16 protein-coding genes and 1 pseudogene are annotated in these 20,224 nt (G+C 67.8%); 6 read left to right on the forward strand and 11 right to left on the reverse strand.

The window, feature by feature from the left end:
- The first annotated feature begins 151 nt into the window (after positions 1-151).
- The 3 genes from BLU38_RS10705 to BLU38_RS10715 are packed head-to-tail and all read left to right on the forward strand — an operon-like array spanning position 152 to position 3,149.
- Entirely contained in the window at positions 152-1,426 is a 1,275-nt protein-coding gene (locus BLU38_RS10705) for an alpha/beta hydrolase family protein (RefSeq protein WP_157683373.1), read from the forward strand.
- Positions 1,423-2,379, forward strand: coding sequence for an ABC transporter ATP-binding protein (locus BLU38_RS10710; protein ID WP_091524208.1), 957 nt, complete (start codon positions 1,423-1,425; stop codon positions 2,377-2,379). Before BLU38_RS10705 ends, BLU38_RS10710 begins: the two co-directional genes overlap by 4 nt.
- On the forward strand, positions 2,376-3,149 hold the full coding sequence (locus tag BLU38_RS10715) for an ABC transporter permease (protein WP_091524213.1): 774 nt from the start codon (positions 2,376-2,378) through the stop codon (positions 3,147-3,149). Before BLU38_RS10710 ends, BLU38_RS10715 begins: the two co-directional genes overlap by 4 nt.
- A 36-nt stretch (positions 3,150-3,185) precedes the next feature.
- Here the strand turns inward: BLU38_RS10715 and BLU38_RS10720 are convergent, their stop codons facing one another.
- Genes BLU38_RS10720 through BLU38_RS10730 form a run of 3 tightly spaced genes read right to left on the reverse strand, consistent with a single transcriptional unit; the run spans position 3,186 to position 6,182 of the window.
- Positions 3,186-3,863, reverse strand: a complete 678-nt coding sequence (locus BLU38_RS10720) for a response regulator (protein ID WP_091524217.1) — start codon at positions 3,861-3,863, stop codon at positions 3,186-3,188.
- On the reverse strand, positions 3,863-5,275 hold the full coding sequence (locus BLU38_RS10725) for a sensor histidine kinase (protein ID WP_091524220.1): 1,413 nt from the start codon (positions 5,273-5,275) through the stop codon (positions 3,863-3,865). Before BLU38_RS10725 ends, BLU38_RS10720 begins: the two co-directional genes overlap by 1 nt.
- A gap of 10 nt (positions 5,276-5,285) precedes the next feature.
- Positions 5,286-6,182 (reverse strand): universal stress protein, encoded by an 897-nt coding sequence (locus BLU38_RS10730; protein WP_091524223.1) that lies wholly within the window; start codon positions 6,180-6,182, stop codon positions 5,286-5,288.
- Positions 6,183-6,431: 249 nt separating this feature from the next.
- On the opposite strand from BLU38_RS10730, the gene BLU38_RS10735 reads away from it, so the two are divergent.
- Positions 6,432-8,546, forward strand: a complete 2,115-nt coding sequence (locus BLU38_RS10735; RefSeq protein WP_091524226.1) for an ABC transporter substrate-binding protein — start codon at positions 6,432-6,434, stop codon at positions 8,544-8,546.
- Between the two features lie 15 nt (positions 8,547-8,561).
- Here BLU38_RS10735 and BLU38_RS10740 read toward each other — a convergent pair whose 3' ends face one another.
- The 8 genes and pseudogenes from BLU38_RS10740 to BLU38_RS10775 all read right to left on the reverse strand — a co-directional run bounded on the left by BLU38_RS10740 (position 8,562) and on the right by BLU38_RS10775 (position 17,941).
- Positions 8,562-9,002, reverse strand: a complete 441-nt coding sequence (locus BLU38_RS10740) for a hypothetical protein (RefSeq protein ID WP_091524227.1) — start codon at positions 9,000-9,002, stop codon at positions 8,562-8,564.
- 133 nt (positions 9,003-9,135) lie between these two features.
- A pseudogene (locus BLU38_RS32340) lies at positions 9,136-9,860 on the reverse strand (histidine phosphatase family protein).
- A complete protein-coding gene (locus tag BLU38_RS10750) occupies positions 9,829-11,184 on the reverse strand; it encodes a serine hydrolase (protein WP_091524230.1) in 1,356 nt (451 codons plus the stop codon). The pseudogene BLU38_RS32340 and the gene BLU38_RS10750 overlap by 32 nt, the downstream one beginning before the upstream one ends.
- A gap of 82 nt (positions 11,185-11,266) precedes the next feature.
- Positions 11,267-13,039 (reverse strand): ABC transporter ATP-binding protein, encoded by a 1,773-nt coding sequence (locus BLU38_RS10755; protein ID WP_091524233.1) that lies wholly within the window; start codon positions 13,037-13,039, stop codon positions 11,267-11,269.
- Positions 13,036-14,730, reverse strand: coding sequence for an ABC transporter transmembrane domain-containing protein (locus BLU38_RS10760; RefSeq protein WP_172836112.1), 1,695 nt, complete (start codon positions 14,728-14,730; stop codon positions 13,036-13,038). The genes BLU38_RS10755 and BLU38_RS10760 overlap by 4 nt, the downstream gene beginning before the upstream one ends.
- A gap of 85 nt (positions 14,731-14,815) precedes the next feature.
- Entirely contained in the window at positions 14,816-15,697 is an 882-nt protein-coding gene (locus BLU38_RS10765) for an ABC transporter ATP-binding protein (RefSeq protein ID WP_172836113.1), read from the reverse strand.
- A gap of 4 nt (positions 15,698-15,701) precedes the next feature.
- The gene (locus BLU38_RS10770; RefSeq protein ID WP_091524240.1) at positions 15,702-16,811 is read right to left on the reverse strand and encodes a FecCD family ABC transporter permease; all 1,110 of its coding nucleotides are present in this window, start codon (positions 16,809-16,811) and stop codon (positions 15,702-15,704) included.
- On the reverse strand, positions 16,808-17,941 hold the full coding sequence (locus tag BLU38_RS10775) for a FecCD family ABC transporter permease (protein WP_091524243.1): 1,134 nt from the start codon (positions 17,939-17,941) through the stop codon (positions 16,808-16,810). Before BLU38_RS10775 ends, BLU38_RS10770 begins: the two co-directional genes overlap by 4 nt.
- Before the next feature lie 138 nt (positions 17,942-18,079).
- Between BLU38_RS10775 and BLU38_RS10780 the strand changes: the two genes are divergently transcribed.
- Entirely contained in the window at positions 18,080-18,679 is a 600-nt protein-coding gene (locus BLU38_RS10780) for a TetR/AcrR family transcriptional regulator (RefSeq protein WP_172836114.1), read from the forward strand.
- 197 nt (positions 18,680-18,876) lie between these two features.
- Positions 18,877-20,151, forward strand: coding sequence for an MFS transporter (locus tag BLU38_RS10785; RefSeq protein ID WP_091524250.1), 1,275 nt, complete (start codon positions 18,877-18,879; stop codon positions 20,149-20,151).
- Positions 20,152-20,224 lie beyond the last annotated feature (73 nt).

The raw sequence follows: 20,224 nt of genomic DNA on the forward strand, positions 1-20,224 counted from the left end.
ACTTGTTAGATCGGGGGCCGGGGCCGGGCATCTCACCAGTTGATCGCTGCCGGATCGACGCCTCCCCCGCGCCGACCCCCTACTTTCGTCAGGGGTGGTTGTTGCCGATCGACCGGTGCCCTGCCGGCGTCCGGACCGGCACAGTGATGACGTGACCCGAACTCCTCTGCAGATCGATCCGCACTATCCGCACCCGCGCCGGCGCGCACTGGTGGCAGCAGTAGCAGCCGCTGTCATGATCATCGCCGCCGTCATCGGGCTCCCCCGAGCCGTCGCACACAGTTCACCCGCCGGTCCGGGCGGCCCGGTGCCGTTCGCACTGCCGGCGCCGACCGGTCCGGAGCAGATCGGGACGCTGGAGATGCAACTGGTGGACCGGGCCCGGACCGATCCCTGGGCCGAGAACGGCGGGCTACGGGAGCTGATGATCAACATCTGGTATCCGGCCCGCCATCGGGCGGGTCTGCCGGCGACGCCGTACCTGACACCGCGGATCGCTTCCTGGTTCAACCAGACGACGGGCGAGCTGGGGATTGCCAAGGATGCTGTCGACTTCAGCGGTGCGGTGTCGCACGCCCAGACCCGAGCCGCGGTTGTCGATCATGGTCCGCGGCCGGTGCTGATCTACTCACCCGGCGGCGGGTTGCCCCGCGCGATCGGCACCACGCTCGTCGAGGATCTGGTCAGCCACGGCTTCATCGTCGTCACTGTGGACAGCACCTATCAGGCCCCGGTCGAGTTTCCCGACGGGCTTCGGATGCCGGCACACGGCGTGGACATGAAGCAGGCCCTGGCCGAGCGCGTCCGTGACCTGCGATTCATGATCGACCAGCTGGGCCGGATCCGTACCGGCGCCAACCCCGACGTCCAACAGCGCGACCTGCCGGCCGGCTTGGCGGCGCAGCTCGACCTGGACCGGATCGGCGTCTTCGGGCATTCGATCGGAGGATTCGCCTCGGCCGAGCTGATCCGCACCGACCACCGCGTACGGGCCGGAGCGAACCTGGACGGAAGCATGGGCGAGAAATATCGCAGCGATCCGACTGCCACGACCACAACCCCGTTCCTGTTGGTCGGAGCCGGCAACGACGGAGACTCCGGCCGACGGCACACCTACCGGGAGGCTCCGGACTGGTCCGGCTACTGGAAGCTGATGAGGGGCTGGAAGCGCAATCTCTATCTCCCCGACGGCGAACACCTGAGCTTCACCGACCTCCCGTCGGTGCTTGCCGCGGTCGCGGACGACGTCGATCTTGACCGGCAGGCTGTACGGGATGCGGTCGGGACCGTCGACCCGAGCAGATCACTCACCGTGCAGCGCGACTATCTGCGGGCGTTCTTCCGGGCCCACTTGACCGGCAGCACCGAACCGATCCTCGACCGGGTACCGGTCGACCTGACAGCGACAGCGGAGTTGATTCCATGATCACCATCGACGGATTGACCAAGCGATTCGGCGACTGGGTCGCGGTCGACGATCTCAGCACCACGATCCGGCCGGGTGTCGTGACCGGATTCCTCGGCCCCAACGGCGCCGGCAAGTCCACCACGATGCGGATGATCGTCGGCCTGGACCGACCGACCGCCGGTAGCGTGACGATCGACGGTCGTCCGTACGCCGCCCTGCCCAGCCCGACCCGGACCGTCGGGGCGCTGCTGGACGCCGCAACCGCGCACCCCGGGCGACGAGCCCACGATCATCTCCGGATGGTGGCCGCCAGCAACGGCATCTCCAGGCGCCGCGTCGCGACCGTCCTGGACCAGGTCGGCCTGGGTGATGTCGGCAACCGCCGGACCGGCGGATTCTCGCTCGGGATGGCACAGCGGCTGGGGATCGCGACAGCGCTGCTCGGCGATCCGGAGATCCTGCTGCTCGACGAGCCTGTCAACGGTCTGGACCCCGACGGCGTGCGGTGGATCCGGGAGTTCATCCGGTCGTTGGCGGCCGAGGGCCGCACGGTGCTGGTGTCCAGCCATCTGATGAGCGAGATGCAACACACCGCGGATCACCTGATTGTGATCGGCCGCGGCCGATTGATCGCGGACGCACCACTGCAGGACGTCCTGCAGGCAGCATCCCTGAACGCCGTCCGGGTCCGGACCCCGCAGCCGGAGACCTTCGCAGCTGAGCTCGTCGGCGCCGGCTGCACCGTCCAGCGAGCGAGCACGGACGAGTTGGTGATCACCGGCGCGAGCCTGCCCGAGATCGGCGACCTCGCCCATCGGACCGGAATCAGGCTGCACGAACTGACGACCAAGGCCGCCACGCTGGAGGAGGCCTACCTCGAACTCACGGGCGCAGCCGTCGAATACACCGACGGAGCGGCTGACACCACCCGGGCGTCGGGCCGACGCCCGCGACGGAAGGCACGACGATGACAACGATCTCCCACGCACCGACCGCGGTCCGGCACGCCGGCCATGCGGAGTTGATCAAGCTTCGCAGCGTCCGCTTCAACGGCTGGGCGGTGCTCGGCGCTGTGCTGCTGACCATCGCCTTCGCGGTGATCGTCGCCTCGTCGATCGCGGCGAGTGCGGCCAACGGCTACGACATCACCGCATCGTCGGCCGGCATCGCCGCGGATGCGATCATCCTGGGCCAGCTGCCGGTCCTGATGATCGGCATCCTGCTCACCACCCAGGAATACGGAAGTGGGGCGATCCGGCTGACGTTGCGCTCGACACCACTCCGTGGGCAGTTACTGCTGGCGCGGGCCCTCGTCGTAGGAATCCTGTCGTTTGTCCTCGGCGGGCTGCTCGCAACAGTGGGAATGATCACGGCGTCCTGGATGATCGGCGAGGTCGACGTCGCCAGCACCGCCGACCGGCTCCGCACCGTGCTCGGCACCGGCGGATACCTTGCTCTGACCGGCTTGCTGATCATCGGACTGGGCACAGTGCTGCGCAGCACGATCGTCACCATCCTGGTCACACTGCTGCTCCTGCTGGCCGGACCGGTGCTCACCCAGGTGTCCAGCGCGGACTGGCTGCACACCGCTCAGCTCTATCTGCCCGGCACCGCCGGTTCGGTCCTGATGGCCCCGGACGGCGGCGACTACGGGACCGGAACCGCACTGTTGATCTTGGGGTGTTGGGCTGCGGTCGGCCAGCTCGTCGGATATCTCGCACTCTGGCTGCGGGACGCCTGAGGTTGCCCAAGTCCCCGCTGCGGCCAGATTCGGCGGTCACGGGCGATCGTCCGCCAACCCCGCCTGATAGCCCAGGATCGCTGCCTGGACACGATTCTGGACGTCAAGCTTGGTCAGGATGGAACTGACGTGCCCCTTTACCGTGCCTTCGACCATGAACATCCTCCGGCCGATCTCGGCATTGGACAGACCCACGGTGACCAGGGTCAGGACCTCGCGTTCACGTTCGGTCAACCGTCCGACCTGATCGGCCGCACGCGTCTTCGTCGGGTCGGCGCCGGTGCGGTAGCCGGCGATCACCGTCCCGGCGATCCGCGGCGACAGATAGGCACCTCCGTCGGCCACGGCATGGACGGCGGTGATCATCTCGCGAGGGTCGGACGCCTTCAGCAGGAAGCCGGCGGCGCCGGCGGTCAACGCACGCCGGATGTTCTCCTCCGCGCCGAAGGTGGTCAACACGATGATCTTGATCTCCGGCATCACCCGAATCAGTTCCGTCAGGGCGCCGTGCCCGTCCGTTACCGGCATCTGCAGGTCCAACAGGACGACATCGGGACGATGGCTGCGTGCCCCGTCGACCGCTTCGCGGCCGTCGGCCGCCTCGGCGACCAGCTCGATCGCCGGATCGGTAGCCAGCACGGCGCCGACTCCGGCCCGGATCAGTGGTTCGTCATCGGCCAACAACACCCTGATCCGCTGCTCTGCTGCAGTCATCACGCCTCCTGACGGACCAGGCGGTCCTTGGACGCCACCACCGGCGAGGCCGCCGTGTCGGTGAAACAGATCCGATACATGTCCGACGCGAAGTCCAGCACCGAGCTTCGCGCGAGGTAGAAATCGCAGCGTGCGTCGGGCGGTGCCGGCGGCACCGAAAGGGTCGGCGTCGGCCCCGGTTGGGCACGCGGCGGCAGCAGGTCGGTGATCGCGGATCGGCGTTGGCCGATGCTGATCTTGGCGAAGTCGTCCGGTGTCAGCGCCGTCTGCGCAAAGGTGACGATGTGAGCGACGGACAGCACCGCGGCGATGATCAGCGCCAGGATCGCCGGCAGCAGTGCCGACCGTCTGACGCGGCGGCGCTGTTGGCGTCGCGCCAACCGAGTCGTCATGGTCGCCGGCGGGTCGATGCTGCGTTCCCGTTCCGGCTGACGCGGGATCCTTGCTCGGACGGCGAATCCGTCCCGCTGCGGTTCGGCGCTGAACGTTCCGCCGAGCTGCCGCAGTCGCTCGTCCAGCGCGATCAGACCGAGACCCGACCGGTTCGCCGGTCCGACACCGTTCGGGTTCACCGTCGAGCGGCCGGCCGACCGGACTCCACCGGTGCTGATCACCGCGATGTCGAGTTGATCATCGGCATCCTCGATGGTGACCGTGATCGTACTGCCCGGTGCATGCTTGGCGGCGTTGGTGAGCGTCTCCTGCAGGACCCGGTGCACCGCCTGGGTGGTCACGGTCGACCACGTGTCCCGGCGATTGCCGAGCTGGGGCTCGGCGATCAGCAGGCCGGCCTGGCGGGCGCGGTCGATCAGCGCCTCCAGGTCCTGAGCCGAGCTCGCTTCCGGTGCGCCGTCCCGCAGCAGGTCGACGACGACATGCAGGCGATCGGTCGCCGCGGTCGCTCGGTCCCGGATCGCCGCCGCCGCCTCGCGTTGCCGGTCCGACGCCGTACGGTCCAGCTCCCAGGCGCCGGCTCGGAGTGCGATCAGCGCCAGCTCGTGGCCGAGCGAGTCGTGCATGTCGGCGGCGATCAAGGACCGCTCACTGATCCGTGCCTGCTGGTCGATCAACGCACGTTCCCGGCGGGCCTGCACGACGACCGTCTGACGCAGTCGACCCAACCACCAGGGAACGGCGACGGCGAACAGCACCGCAAGTTGGCCGGAAATCCCGCGGGACAGCAGCAGGGTCGGTTCGACGACGATCATGATCGCCAACCCGATGAGATCGGTGATCGCGATCGCTGCTACCGCGGGCAGCAGCGGCTGCAACCATCGCCCGGCGGTCACGGCGATCAGGACCGCGGCCGGTAGCAGGATCCCGCCGTACGGGCCGAGCGTTGCCAGCAGGGCCGCGGCGGTGGCGACGATCAGCCCGGCAGTCCAGCCGATGACGGCACGGCGCGCGGGCACGTCCGGCCGATCAGGATTGCTGTGGATCGGATTCGGAGACGTTGACCACCGCCACCGGCCGGTCCGCGTCCTGCAGCACGCGGCGGCTGACCGATCCGAGCAACAGCCGACCGATCAGCCCGCGGCCGTGCGAACCGACGACGATCAGCTGGGCGTCGGTCGCCTGGCTGAGGATCGCATCCGAGGCACCACCGTCGACGGTGACCGTCTCGACCGGCACCGATGCGGTGCTGTCCGACTGGGCCCGCCGCATCACCTCGACGATGACCTTGTCGGCCTCGGCCCGTTCCGACTCCTGCAACGCGGTGATCAGGTCCGGTTCGGTCGGCACGGCCAGCACCGGAACCCGGTAGCCGGTGACCGCACGGACCGTTGTGTTGCGACGAACCGCTTCTCGCAGGGCGAAAGCTGCAGCTGCGACGCTGAAATCGGAGTCGTCCACCCCGACGACGATCGGGCCGCTGGCCGGTGTCGGATCACCGGCGCCGATGATGAAGACCGGGCAGTGCGCCTCGGTCGCCAGCCGGGAGCTGACCGAACCCAGGAAGGCGCCCTCGACCGCACCGACACCCCTGCTGCCGACCACCAACGCGGTGGCGGTCTTGGACAGCTCGATCAACAGCGCGGTCGGCGCACCCACCTCGTACCGGGTGCGGCAGGTCAGGTCAGGATGCCGCTCGGCGACCCAGGTCTTCGCGCCGGCGAGCAACTCCTCGGCATAGGACTGCAGACCGTCGATCTGCGGAGCTGTCAACTGGACCCCGGAGAAGTCGACGACCGTAGGCAGATTCAGCGCGTGCACGATCTCCAGCTCGGCGCCGGATGCCGACGCCTCTGCCGCTGCATAGCCCAGAGCCTTCGCACTGGTCGGGGAACCGTCGATACCGACAACGATGTGATCAGTCATGATGCAACCTGATCGTACTGCTGCTCAACGCGGCCTTGTGAGCAGGCGCCCTACGCGGCAACAGAGCTGATGATCATCTCGGCCGGCGGCCGTGTCAGGAGTTGAAACCTGCCCGGACGTTAACGGATTGCGGGGTGACATGGCGCTATCGTCGGTGAACCATGCTCCCGCCGCTCGCGCGAGGGCGTATCGCAGCGGCTGGCTCGGTCCCGACCGGAACGAGCCGGTGTTCAGGACACGGAAGGACCAATGATGACCACTTCCCAGCTCACCCGCCGAGGGTTCCTCTACGGCGCGGCAGCCGTCAGCGGCGCCGCGGTGCTGGCGGCCTGCAGTAACGGCGACGGAGGATCGTCCAGCGGTGGCAGCTCCGGCGGCGGTTCGCAGGCGAAGGGATCGGCCACCAAGGCACTGCCGAAGCCAAAGAAGTTCCAACAGTCACCGTCGCTGAAGGACCTGCCGCCGGTCGAGGAACGACTGCCGGACAACCCGTACGTGATCCCGCACAAGTGGGTGAAACCGGGCAAGTACGGCGGCAAGCTGAACATGAACACGGTCACCACGACCGGCGCCGCGAAGTCCGCGTCCGATCGTGAGTTCTTCTACGGCCACTCGATGCTCCGCTATCTGAACGACGGCCAGGACATCGGCCCAGGCCTCGCCGAGTCCTGGGAGAGCAACGACGACGCCAGTGAGTGGACCTTCAATTTCCGCAAGGGTTTGAAATGGTCGGACGGCAAACCCTGGACCACGGCAGACATCATGTTCTGGTGGGAGAAGCTGGTGCTGCCCGGCAAGATGGCCCAGGTGCCGCCGGATGACGCCCGTTCCGGTTCGGGAGAAATTGCCAAGATCGAGGCCGTCGACGACCTGACGCTGAAGATGACCTTCGACACGCCCGCGCCGATGACCGCGGACAAGCTGGCCGCCTGGGCCAACGGCGGCAACGGCGACAACGGACCGATCTGGATGCTGCCGGCGCACTACGTCAAGCAGTTTCACCCCGACCACGGCAAGAACGTGCCGTCGGACTGGGACGGCGTGGACGGCGTGATGACGACGAAGTCGGACTGGCACCGCAATCCGGACTGCCCGACCATGACTGGCTTTCGCTGCAAGTCCTTCGACAACAACAAGGGCGTCGTCCTGGAGCGCAATCCCTACTACTGGGCGGTGATGCCCAACGGTGATCAACTTCCGTACCTCGACGAGATCCAGATCTCGGTCGTCACCGATCCCGAGGCGGGCAAGCTGCAGGTCCAGCAGGGCTCGGTCGACTACTGCCAAGGCTCGTTCAACCAGATCACTCTCGGCGATGTCAAGGGACTCCGGGACTCCTCGGAAAAGGCCGGCACCGAGATCGTCCTGTGGGACAGCGGCTCCGGGACAGGTTCGATCTTCTTCTTCAACTACGACTACGTCGATCCCGACATCCGCAAGTTGATCCGGGAGCCGAAGTTCCGTCAGGCGGTGTCGCTGGCGTTCAACCGGGATGCCGTCCGCAAGTCGGTGTACTTCAACACCGGTGAGAAGACCACCGGCACGTTGAGTCCGAAGGCCAAAGAGTTCCAGATCAACGATGAGGGCAAGAAGGTCTACACCGACTGGCGCGATGCGTATGTGAAGTACGACCCGGAGAAGGCCAAGCAATTGCTGGAGGAGATCGGCGTCAAGGACGCCGACGGCGACGGCATGCGTGAATTGCCGAACGGCAAGAAGCTGAAGCTCCGGTTGGACTACCAAGCCGATCAATCCAGTGAGCACACCAGCAAGGACAACCAGCTGGTCTCCGATTTGAAGGCCGTCGGCCTGCAGATGGTCAAGAACCCGATCCCGCCGCAGACGTTCGGGGATCAGTGGGAGACCGGGAAGCTGATGGGCCACACCAACTGGGAGGTCGGTGACGGCCACCCGTTGATCTACGCCGGCTGGGTGGTCCCGGTGCAGTACGATCACTGGGCCCCGTTGCAGGGCCACTGGTACCAGCTGTTGGGCACCAAGACGCTGAAGACCGAGCTCGACGTCGACCCGTGGAAGCGGCACCCGCCGCGTCTCGAGCCGGAGAAGGGCAGCCCGGTCGCCAAGCTGCAGGACCTCTACAACAAGGCCCGGGTCGAGCCGGACGAGATGAAGCGCACCCAGTTCATCTGGGACATCTTCAAGACCCACATCACCGACGGTCCGTTCTTCATGGGCTGTGTCGCCAACTATCCGCAGGTGATGATCATCAAGAACGGCCTGCAGAATGTGCCGCGGCACGAAAACCTTGCGCTCGGTGGATTCGTCAACCCGTGGATCCATCCGACCCCGGCCGTCTACGACCCCGAGTGCTACTTCTGGGACAAGCCCGACGAACACAGCTGATCAGGGCGAATCCCTTCAGTAGAAGGGATTGAGTTCCCATTGCGAGTAGCCGCAGACTGTCGGGCGCGCCCTCCCGACCCGGCAGCTCTGCACTCGCAGCGCCCGCACCCCGGAGCTGTTCGCCGCATAGGTGTGGTCGGTGTAACTGTCGCCGGCGCCGACCGCCCGATGCCAGCTGTAGGAGGTGATCGCACCGGATGGGCTCCGGGTCTGGACCCGACCGGTGGCGTGCACGCCGTCAGCTTCGGTGTCACGGATAGCAAGCACGAAATCGGCCCTGGTCTTCCAGTGCCAGGTGATCCTGGACGTCTCCGTCAGGGAGCCAAGTGTCGAGGCTTCGACAGCACTACCGGGCATCGTCGGGTCATCGGCATGAGCGACCGCTGGGCTGCCGGCGGCCAACACGGCCCCAGCCGTCAGGGCGAGCAACGCCGCTGAGGCCTTCTTCGTCATCATCAGGTTCCTTTCGGTTGCTGGATCAGCGTCCAGCTTCCCTTCCGGCGCTCGAGGAGTCCTTGGCGGGCAGTCGCCTCGTCTTGACGATGCGTACCCAACGGTGTCGCACCGACCGGCAGCCACGACGGGCAGGTCAGAGTTGATCACTCACTGCCGCATCCAGGTGCGCGGTGTCGTTCAGTCGGATGATCATGTGGCTGTGGTTCCACGGATTCTTGCCGAGCTCGGTGATCCCACCCGAGTTGAGGCCGAGCTGCACGCGGCCGGCCGATTCGATCGGCATCTCGATCCAAGCAGCTAGGAACAGGGTCGCGGTACCACCGTGGGTCACCACGATCTCGTTCTGCAGCGGCGGCGCCAGCAGCCGCGCCATCGCCGCGTCCGCTCGGCGGGCGAGATCCATCCGCGTCTCCGCACCGGCGATCCCCTCGTCATGCCGGAGGCGATCACCGACATCCGGGATCGGGATCTGATGTTGCCGCAGCCATTCGGTCGGCCGGCCCTCTGCTACTCCGTAGGACTTCTCTCGCAGGTCCGTGTCGAGTCGGAAGTCGACGCCCAATCGGTCGGCGATGATCTCGGCGGTGTGCCGGCACGCTTCAGGTCGGAGGTCACGACCCCGAGCGGCCCGCCGTCGTGTCGACGCTCCAGCTCGGCCGCGATCGCCTCGGCCTGCCGACACCCGAGCTCGGTCAGGTCCGAGTCGTACCAACCGCCCACCAGACCGGCGACGTGGTGCTCGGCCTGCGGATGGGTGACCAGATAGATGCTCTGCACGACAACCTTCCGACCGCGTCGTTGATCAACTCGGAACACGCTTCCATGATCATCCGGTCCTGGGCACCCATCGGCCGACATGCCGGGCACCGACCACCTCAGTCCCCTCACAGACGAACTCGCCCTGCAACCCGGTGAATGGTCCGTCGACGACCAGATAGCGCTCGCCGGGAAGCAGCTTGACCGGGAACGCCAGCGTCTCCCCGTCGTCGTCGCCATCGGAGATCGTGCCATGGATGATCAATCCGGAGCCGTCGACCACGATCCGCAACTCGATGCCGTCGGTGCGATAGCTGCCGGCATAGCGGGCCAGTTCGGCGGGCGCGAGCCGCAGCGGTTCGGGCACCCGTTCGATCAGGCCGAGCCGAGATTCCAGGATGTGACGGACGACGTGTTCGGCCAACTCACGGCCCTGCGGGCTGGAGTTGGTCAGCACGACGATCCCGCAGTCACGCTCCGGGATCACGGTCACGGTGGAGTGCTGGCCGGAGACGTCACCGTGGTGCTCGACCAGTCCGACGCCGTCGACCTCACGGAGCAGCCAGCCGATGCCGATCTGCACACCCGGCATCAACTCGTGCGGCGTCGTCGGCGCGTGCATCGCTCGTAGCGAACGTTCCGACAGCACCTGAGTCCCGTCGGCCGATCGACCGTCGCCCAGCTGGAAGCGTGCCCAGCTGAGTTGATCACCGAGGCTGGAAGCGAGTCGGGCGCCGGCAGGAAGGTATCCGCGCGGGTCGCTCCACGGTCGGCATTCCTGCAGTCCCTGGTCGGACGGCCCGGTCCGATGGCCGGTCGCGAAGGAACGGGTCATGATCTCGTTCAACGAGGTCGCGGTCCGGTGCAACCCGAGGGGTTCCAGCAGGAACTGCGACAGTGCGCGTTCGTAGGTCGCGCCGGTCACCGTCTCCACCACCCGACCGGCGACCAGAAACGCCGCATTGTTGTACGACGCACTCGTTCCGACGGCGAACTGCTGCGGCAGCTCGGCGATCAGCGCAACCGCCCGTTGCAGGGCGTCATCACCCTCACCGGTGTCCGGCCAGCTGTCGCCGCCGTCCCATCCCGCCGTGTGATTGAGCAGCTGCCCGACCGTGACCGTCTCGGCAGCGCCGGCGTCCTGCAGACGCAGCTCCGGCAGATAGTGCCGGACCGGTCGATCGAGCTCGATCACCCCGCGGTCGACCAGCACCATGATCAGGGTCGCGGTGAGTGTCTTCGCGGTCGAACCGACTTGGAACAGGGTGCTGTCGTCGATGGACACGCCATGATCACGCCGGGTCACGCCGTACGTGACGATCTCGCGTTCGCCACCGTCTACGAACCCGATCGCCGCTCCAGGGACGCCGAGGTCACCGGCGATCCGGGCCACCTCGGCGGACAGCTCGGTCGGATGATTCTCCATGGCCCGACTCTACGGGGCCGAAGATCAGCGGGAGGCGGACTCCGACAACCCGATCGGACAGCACCCGCCGACTGATCCGGGCTCAGGCGTGCCAGGCCTGCCAGAGCCGGGCATAGCTGCCACCCCGATCGACCAGTTCCTGGTGACTGCCCTGTTCGACCACCCGGCCGTCGTCCATGACGACGATCCGATCGCATTCCTGGGCCTGGGACAGCCGATGGGCGACGACCACCGCGGTCCGCCCCTCAAGGGCAGCCCGGGCCGAGTCCTCGAGCGCTCGGGCACCGGCGCTGCCTGCTTCGGCAGTCGCCTCGTCCAAGATCAACACCGGTGGATCGGCGAGCACCACCCTGGCCAGCGCCAACTGTTGGGCCTGGGCGGCGGTCAGCCGGTGGGCGCCCTCCCCCACCACGGTCTGCAGGCCCTGCGGTAACGCATCCACCCAGCCGCGGGCGCCGACCGTCCACAGCGCATCCCGGAGTTGATCATCGTCGGCATCCGGCGCCGCCAGTCGAAGATCATCGGCCAACGTGCCGGTGAAGACGTGCACCTCCTGGGACACCAGAGCGACCCGTCGCCGGATCTGCTCCGGATCGAGCCGATCGATCGGATCGTCGGCGATCATGACCGCCCCGGCGGTCGCCGGGAAGACGCCGCCCAGGATCGCCGCCACCGTCGTCTTGCCGGCACCGCTGGCTCCGACGACGGCGACCCGTTCACCGGCTGCGATCGTCAGATCGACACCGTGCAGGACGTCCGCATCGCCGTAGCGGTGGCTGATCCCGGCCCCGGACAACGTGGCCCGTTCCGGCACCGGCCGCTCCGGCTGCCGCTGCGGCGGACGAAGATCAGCTACGCCGACCAGCCGGGCCAGCGCAGCACCGGCCGCCTGGACGTCGTCGAAGGTCATCAACAAGAAGCCGAGCGGGCCGAACAGCCGGTGGAACATCAACGCGGCGGCAGTGACTGCTCCGACCGTGACGTCCTGCCGACCGACCAGCAGGAATCCGGTCAACAGCAGGGCTCCGAGACCGACCGCCTCGGCCAGGTTCATCGTGTTCATGAAGGTCTGCAGGGTGCGGAAGGCCCGAAGGGTGGCGCCGATCGCACCACGCGAGGCGGCGTTGACGCGGTCGCTGTGTCGGCTCTCGGTGCCGTAGGCGTGCACCGTCTCGGCACCGCTGATCGACGCCAGCACGGTCTGACCGCGGCGGCCGACCGCGACCCGCTCGGCGGCGTACAGTCGCGGGGCGCGGAGCAGATACCAGCGCAGCGCCAACACATAGACCGGCATCACGGTCAGGAAGGCCAGTGCCAGCCGCCAGTCCAACGTCAGGAATCCGACCGCCGTCGCCAGCACCGTCAGCAACGATGCCGACAGCGAGACCAGTTGGCTGGTCGATTCGCTGACCTGCGCGACGTCGCCGGTCACCCGGGCGGTGATCTCCCCGGTGCCGGCTCGTTCCAGGACCCGGGCGTCGACGGTCAGGGCGCGGTCCATCACCTGTTCGCGCAGTTCGGCCAGCACGTCGGCACCGAGCCGACCGACCAGGGCGTAGGAGATCCTGGTTGCGACGGCGCCGGCCGCGGCCACCAGCACGACCAGCGCGATCAAGCCGAGCAGTTGCCGGACGGTGCCACGATCGATCACCAGGTCGACAACGGATCCGAGCAGGTACGGCGCCATCACCGACAGTCCGGCGGCCAACAGCGAACTGATGATCGCCGACAACACCAGCCACGGTTGCCGCCAAGCGATCCGACCGACCACCCGCCAGGTCCGGCCGGCGTCCGCGGTCGGCACCGCCCGATCCTCACTCTGCTCTGTCTGTGCTGCCACCAGCTCGGCCGTCATCGCAGCACCACCGCCCGGTAGGCCGCGCCGAACTCGTCATCGGCCAGCAGTTGATCATGAGTGCCGGTGCGCACGTCGACACCGTCACGGACGAAGACCACCCGATCACAGAGCGACAGCAGCGGCGGGCTCGCCGTCACCAGCACCGTGGTCCGGCCGGCACCGGAACGCATCCTGCGCAGACCGGTCGCCATCTGCTGCTCCGTCACCGAGTCGACCGCGGTGGTCGGATCGGACATGATCAACAGCGGCCGGTCCGCCAGCAGTGCGCGGGCGAACGCCGCCCGCTGCCGCTGACCGCCGGACAGGTTGGAGCCGCCCTCGTCCAGCTCGCGGTCCAGGCCACCTTGCTCGGAGAGCAGTTGCTCGGCGGCGGCCGCTCGGAAGACCTCGCCGATCTCCTCGTCGGTCACCGCGGCGGCGTCCGCGGCTCCGTCGGTGATCGCCGACCGCAGCGTCTCGCCGAACAACTCGACCCGGTGTGGCTCGGACAGCAGGGTCGAGGTCCGACTGGCCGAGGATGCTTCGGTCAACGCGACGTCGGCCACGGTGACCTGGCCGGCGGTCGGACGCTCGGTGCCGGCCAGTTGGCGTCCCAGCTCTCCGGCGACGGCAAGATCATCGCTGACGACGCCGATGATCTCGTCCGGCGCGGCCACCAGTGACACGTCACGGACGTACGCACCGGCCAGCCCGGTCGCGACCAGTGGCCCCGGGGTCAGGATGCGGTCGCCACCGGCGACCCGCAGCGGTGCGTTCAGGATCTCGGCCAGTCGCTCCGCGCCGGCGGCGCAGCGGGCCCGCATCCGGACGCCGAAGGCCAGACCGTTCACCGGCTCCGCGACGAACTGCCCGAGCCCGACAATGGTGATCAACTCGCCGACGGTGATCTCGCCGCGCAACGCGAACACACCGCTGATCGCAGCGACCAGGGCGAGCAGCAGTCCACCGGCCAGTGCGGTCACGCCTTGGAAGGTGGCGTCCGCGCGGGCAGCGCCGATCGCGGCCTGCCGCGCCCGTTGACTGGACTGCCGGTAGCGGCCGGTGGCGACCCGTTCGCCACCGAAGCCGCGGAGGGCCCGTAGCCCGGACAGCAGATCAGCGGCCAGCGCGGCGGCGGCGCCGATCTCACGTTGCTGGGTTGCGGTCCGGTGGGCGATCCGGGGTGACAACGCGTTCAGGCCGAGCGCGACCAACGGGACCCCGATCATGATCACCAGGCCGAGCCGCCACTCGATCGTGAGCAGGGTCGCGATGCTCACCACCAGTCCGAACGCGACCCCGGCCATCCGCGGCACGACCATGATCATTCCCGAGGTCAGGTCGGCGTCGGTGGTGGTGATGGAGAGCAGGTCCCCGCTCTGCCGGTCGGTCCGGATCCCGCCCGGCGACAACACCCGGCTGACCGCCGAGGCGCGGAGATCGTGGGCCTCCAGCAGTTCGGCCCGCCGGACCAGCCAGGCACCACTGCGGTAGGCCATGGTGAGCACCGCGAACAGCACGAACAGGCCGAGCAGGGAGACCAGCATCGCAGTCCAGTCGCCGGTCCGTACGGCGTGATCGATGATCAGACCGATGGCCACCGGAACCATCGCCTCGCAGGTCTGGTGCAGGGCCCAACAGCCGGCGGCCGCCAGCATCGGGCCTCGGCGCCGCCGGAAGATCTGGCGGATCAGCGAAGCACCGGTCACCTGCCCGGGAGCAGGTCCGTTGTCTGCTGGGGAGTTGTCTCCCGCCGACCGGGCAACAGCTCTGTCGGCGGCATCGCCGACAGCGTCAACGGCCATCGGCCGGGCAGTGGTGACGACCGATCGGGATGATCGTCGGAGTATGTGACACCGGATCATCGATCACGGTGGCGGACAGCCCGAAGACGTCGCGCATCAGCTCCGGCGTGATCACCGCACTCGGCGTGCCACTGGCGACGATCTGCCCGTCGCACATGGCGACCAAGTGATCGGCGTACCGGCAGGCCAGGTTGAGATCGTGCATGACGACGGCGATCGTCGTACCGCGACGACGGTTCAGGTCGGTCAGCAGGTCCAGCACCTCGAGCTGATGCGAGAGATCCAGGAAGGTGGTCGGCTCGTCGAGCAGCAGGATGTCGGTCTCCTGGGCCAGCGCCATGGCGATCCAGACCCGCTGCCGCTGGCCACCGCTCATCTCCTCGATCGGCCGGTCGGCCAGGGCCAGGGTGTCAGTGGCGATCAGCGCCTCGGTGACGGCCCGTTCGTCGTCGGCGGTCCACTGTCGGAACCAGCCCTGATGCGGGTAGCGGCCACGGCCGACGAGGTCGGCGACGGTGATGCCCTCCGGCGCGTTCGGTGCCTGCGGCAGCAGCCCCATCACCTTGGCGATCTCCTTGGAGGGCTGGGAATGCACGCTCTTACCGTCCAGCAGCACTGCACCACCGGTCGGGGTCAACAGTCGGGCCATCCCGCGCAGCAGCGTCGACTTGCCGCAGCCGTTGGCACCGATGATCACCGACACCTGGCCGGTGGGCACCTCCAGCGACAGGTCGGAGACGATCTCCCGTCCGCCGTAGCCCAAGCTGAGCCCGGTCGCCTCGAGCCGACGTTGCGGCACCGGTGCGACGGCGGGCGCTTCGTCGGATTCGATGCTGCGAACATCGACGTCCGGGTTCTTGATCATGGTCATCTCGTCAGCCTCCGGTACCGAGACGGTTGGATCTGATCAACAGGAAGATCAGGTACGGGGCGCCGATCACGGCAGTGAGGATGCCGACCGGCAGTTGGACAGGGAGCAGGTGTTGACCGGCGAAGTCGGCGACGCTGACGACCAACGCTCCGACCAGGCCGGCGGGGATCAGGGCGGTGCCGGTGCCGCGGGTCAGCCGACGGGCGATCGGACCGGACACGAAGGCCACGAAGCCGACCGGGCCGGCTGCAGCGGTCGCGATCGCGGCCAGTGCGACGCCGAGCAGGATCAGCAGCAGTCGGGATCGCTGCACGGCAAGGCCGATCGACTGTGCGGTGTCGTCGCCGAGCTGCAGACCGGACAGCCAGCCACCGGCGATCAGGGTGACCGGGACGATGATCACGGCCAGGATCGCCAGCGTGGTCATCGTCGAGGTGGACGAGGACGACAGTGACCCGGTCAGCCAGAGCAGAGCCGTCTGCGCATCCTCCACGGTCGCCCGGGTCATCTGGTACTCGATCACGGCCGACATCACCGCTGCCATCCCGATGCCGATCAGGACGAAGCGGTAGCCCGACAATCCGCCGCGATAGGACAACAGGTAGATGATCAGCGCAATCACCAGAGCACCGGCGAAGGCGAAGACCGAGATCGTGATGCCGCCCAGCCCGAGCATCAGGATCCCGAAGACGGCCGCGGCGCTGGCGCCCGAGGTGACACCGATGATGTCCGGGGTGGCCAGCGGATTCCTGATCATGGCCTGGAAGATCGCGCCGGAGATGCCGAAGCACAGGCCGACCAACATGCCGGTGATCACTCGCGGCAGTCGCAGGTCGTAGACGATGAAGTTGGTCGCCGATGTCCCGCGGCCGGTCAACGCGTAGAACAGCTCGGACAGGCCGAGCGGGAAGTCACCGACGATCATCGCTGCGCAGAACACCACCAGCAGCGCGATCAGCAACCCGATGCAGACCATGATCGTCCGCCGCAGCAGCCGATGCCGTACGCTCCGGACCCGACCGAAGTCGGCACGGCCCAGCGGCGTTCCGCCGAGCTCGGTCACGGGTCCCTGAGCTCCGGCCACCGAGCCCTGAGCCTGTCGAAGGGCGGTCACAGCTCGGCCAACTTCTTGCGGCGGACCAACGCGATGAAGACCGGCGCACCGATCACCGCGGTCACGATGGCGACCTGCACCTCGCCGGGACGGGCGATCACCCGACCGACGATGTCGGCGCCGAGCAGCAGAATGGGGGCCAACACCATCGAGAACGGCAACGTCCAGCGATAGTCCGGTCCGGTGATCATCCGGGCGACGTGCGGGATGGTCAACCCGACGAATCCGATCGGTCCGGCGGCCGCGGTTGCGGCGCCGCAGAGCAGCACCACGACGGCCGCGGCGGCGGCGCGGGACAGCCCGACCCGGGCACCCAGCCCGCGAGCGACGTCGTCGCCGAGCGACAGCGTGTTCAGGGTGCGGCCCAGGAACGGGGCCAGCAGGCAGCCGATCAGCAGGAACGGGGCCAGTTGGCCGACCATCCCGAGCTCACGGCCGGCCAACGCGCCGACCTGCCAGAACCGCATCTGGTCGAAGGTCGTCTTGTTGAGCAGCAGGAAGGCCTGGGTGACCGCGGCGAAGCCGGCCGACAGAGCAGCACCGGCCAGCGCGAGTTTGATCGGCGTGGCGCCTTCGCGACCGAGCGCGGCGATGCCGTACACGATGACCGCCGCTACGGCGGCGCCGACGAAGGCGAACCAGACGTAGCCGCCGGGGGTGCCGACACCGAAGAAGGTGATCGCCAGGACGACGCTGAGGGCGGCGCCGGAGTTGATGCCCAGGATGCCGGGATCGGCCAGCGGGTTGCGGGTGACGCCCTGCATCACGCAGCCGGCCAACCCGAGGGCGGCGCCGACCATCAGGCCGAGCAGGGTTCGCGGGACGCGGAGGGTGAGGATCACCAGCCGGTCGGTGTCGTCGGCGTACCGCTGCGGCAGGCCGGCCATCACATCCTGGGCGCTGATGGCGTGGAACAGGTTGAAGTCGCCGATGGTGTCCAGGACGACGCCCGGTGAGATGGTGCGCGCACCGACTGCAATACTGAAGACGGCAAGCACGGCCAGCACCGCCAGGCTGAGCACCAGCCCGGGGATCAGCTTGGTCGCCTTGCGTACTCTCGGCGTTGTGGCGTGACCACGATCCCGATGGCCCTCATCTGGGCGCACCGGTGCGGTGGTCGTCGCGGTCATAAGGTGAGCCTAACTTCGGATCGCCTAACTCCCCAAGCCCCAGCGGCCCAGAATCTCACGGACATGACGACAATCACAGTCGCGTCGCGTGCCGAGACACTTCTGTACAGGTCAGTCCATAACTGTTACGGTCGCACCATGGGCCGTCCACGCAGCTTCTCCACCGAGGACGTGGTCGATGCCGCGATCGAGCAGTTCCGCAGCAGTTCGTTCAGCGCGACATCGACCGACCAGCTCTGCGACTGCACGGGACTGTCCCGCAGCAGTCTCTACAACGCCTTCCGCAGCAAGTCGGAGATCTTCGCCGCCGCACTGAGCCGATACGACGAGACCCAGACGGCCGACCGCGCACACCACCTCGACGACGACGACACGGGCCGGGAGATCCTGGAACGACTACTCCGGGAGACGATCGCGATCCAGTTCAGGACCGACGACCACCGGACCTGCATGGTGCTCGCCGCCTCGGTCGAGTTGGGCCGCAGCGACGAGCAGATCGCCGAACTCGCCCGTCACAACCTGGCGGCATTCGCCGACACGATCACCCGGATCATCGAACGCGGTCAATGTGACGGCACCCTGCGATCCGACCTGGCTGCCGGCGACCTGGCCCGGATGCTGCACGCCATGCTGAACGGGCTGCAGATCGTCGGCCGGGTCAGCGAGGACGATGTCGCGATCCAGGCAACCATCGACACCGCCCTGCAGCTGCTCCGCCCCACCACCGATCAGCGTTGAGACGACCGAAGTGCACCGAGCCGACCGAAGGCCCCTGAGCCTGTCGAAGATCCCTGAGCCGACCGAAGACCCCTGAGCCTGTCGAAGGACGTGCGACCAACCAGGGATCGCTCCGACCTGCCGCCAGCTCCACTGTCCCCACAAGCCACGATCCGTTTTGAACTGTATTGTCCAGAACCACCGATACGAGGAACGTCATGACCACGACCGCATCGGCAGCGCCGAGGGTGCGCACCAGACCACCGCTGGCCGTCTACGTGCTGGGCGCCGCGATCTTCGCCCAGGGAACCTCGGAGTTCATGATCGCGGGACTGTTGCCCGATCTGACCTCCGACCTGGAGATCAGCGTGCCGCAGGCCGGCATGTTGATCACCGCCTTCGCTGTCGGGATGGCGATCGGGGCACCGCTGATGACGGTGGCGACCTTGCGGTTGCCGCGGAAGCTGACCTTGATCGCCGCCGCGATCGGTTACCTACTGCTGCACCTGGTCGGACTGTTCGTCCACAACTATCCGGCCTTGATGATCACTCGGGTGATCTCAGCCGTGCTGTACGCGACCTTCTGGGCAGTGTCGGCAGTCGTCGCCTCCCGATTGGCGGGTCCGGCCGTGATGGCTCGCGCCCTGGCGATCCTGGTCGGCGGGCTGTCGGTCGCCAACGTGCTCGGCGTGCCGGCAGGGACGTGGCTGGGTGAACACTTCGGTTGGCGGGCGGCGTTCCTGGCGGTTGCGGTCGCCACGGCCGCCAGCGTGGTGTCGATCGTGATCTTGGTCCCGGACACCGACAGCCGGACAACGGTGATTCGTCCGATGCGTCAGCTGATCACCGAGGAGGTGCAGGCGTTCCGTCGGGGCCGGCTGTGGCTGGCGCTGTTGACCACCGCACTGTTCCAGGGAGCGATCTTCGCGGCGTTCTCCTACTTCTCGCCGCTGCTGATCAACATCACCGGTGTTTCGGCGGACCGGGCCCCGCTGTACCTGTTGATCTTCGGGGTCGGCGCGTTCGTCGGGACGACGCTCGGCGGCCGGGTCGCGGATCGGGGCCCGCTGGCCAACGTGATGATCAGCCTCGGGGCCACGGTGCTGGCCTCACTGCTGCTACTCGCCGTGGTGGGCTCGGCCGTCGGGGTCGCGATCGCGATCGGCCTCTACTCGTTGGCGGCCTTCTCGATCGCCGGAGCACTGAACGCTCGCGTGTTCGGTTTCGCCGGCTCGGCGCCGACTCTTGCCGCCGCGGTCAACACCAGTGCCTTCAATGTCGGCAATGCCGTCGGTCCCGCGCTGGGCGGGCTGGCGATCGCCGGCGGCCTGGGCTTCCGGTCTCCGGTCCTGGTCGGCGTTGCCATGCTGGTGGCAGCGCTGGCGGTGGCAACGGTCTCTGCGGTCGTTGAACGCCGTCCGGACCGCGACGAATCGGCACCCGAGCTCGACCCCGCAGCTACCCCGGCCGCCACGGCGGTCTGCGACGGCTGACCAGCAGACGCCGTCACCCGGGACCGATCGATGCGGAGATGTCGATCCGACCGGTCGGCCCACTTTCGGCCGC

The sequence above is a fragment of the Microlunatus soli genome, from assembly GCF_900105385.1.
GTDB lineage: Bacteria > Actinomycetota > Actinomycetes > Propionibacteriales > Propionibacteriaceae > Microlunatus > Microlunatus soli.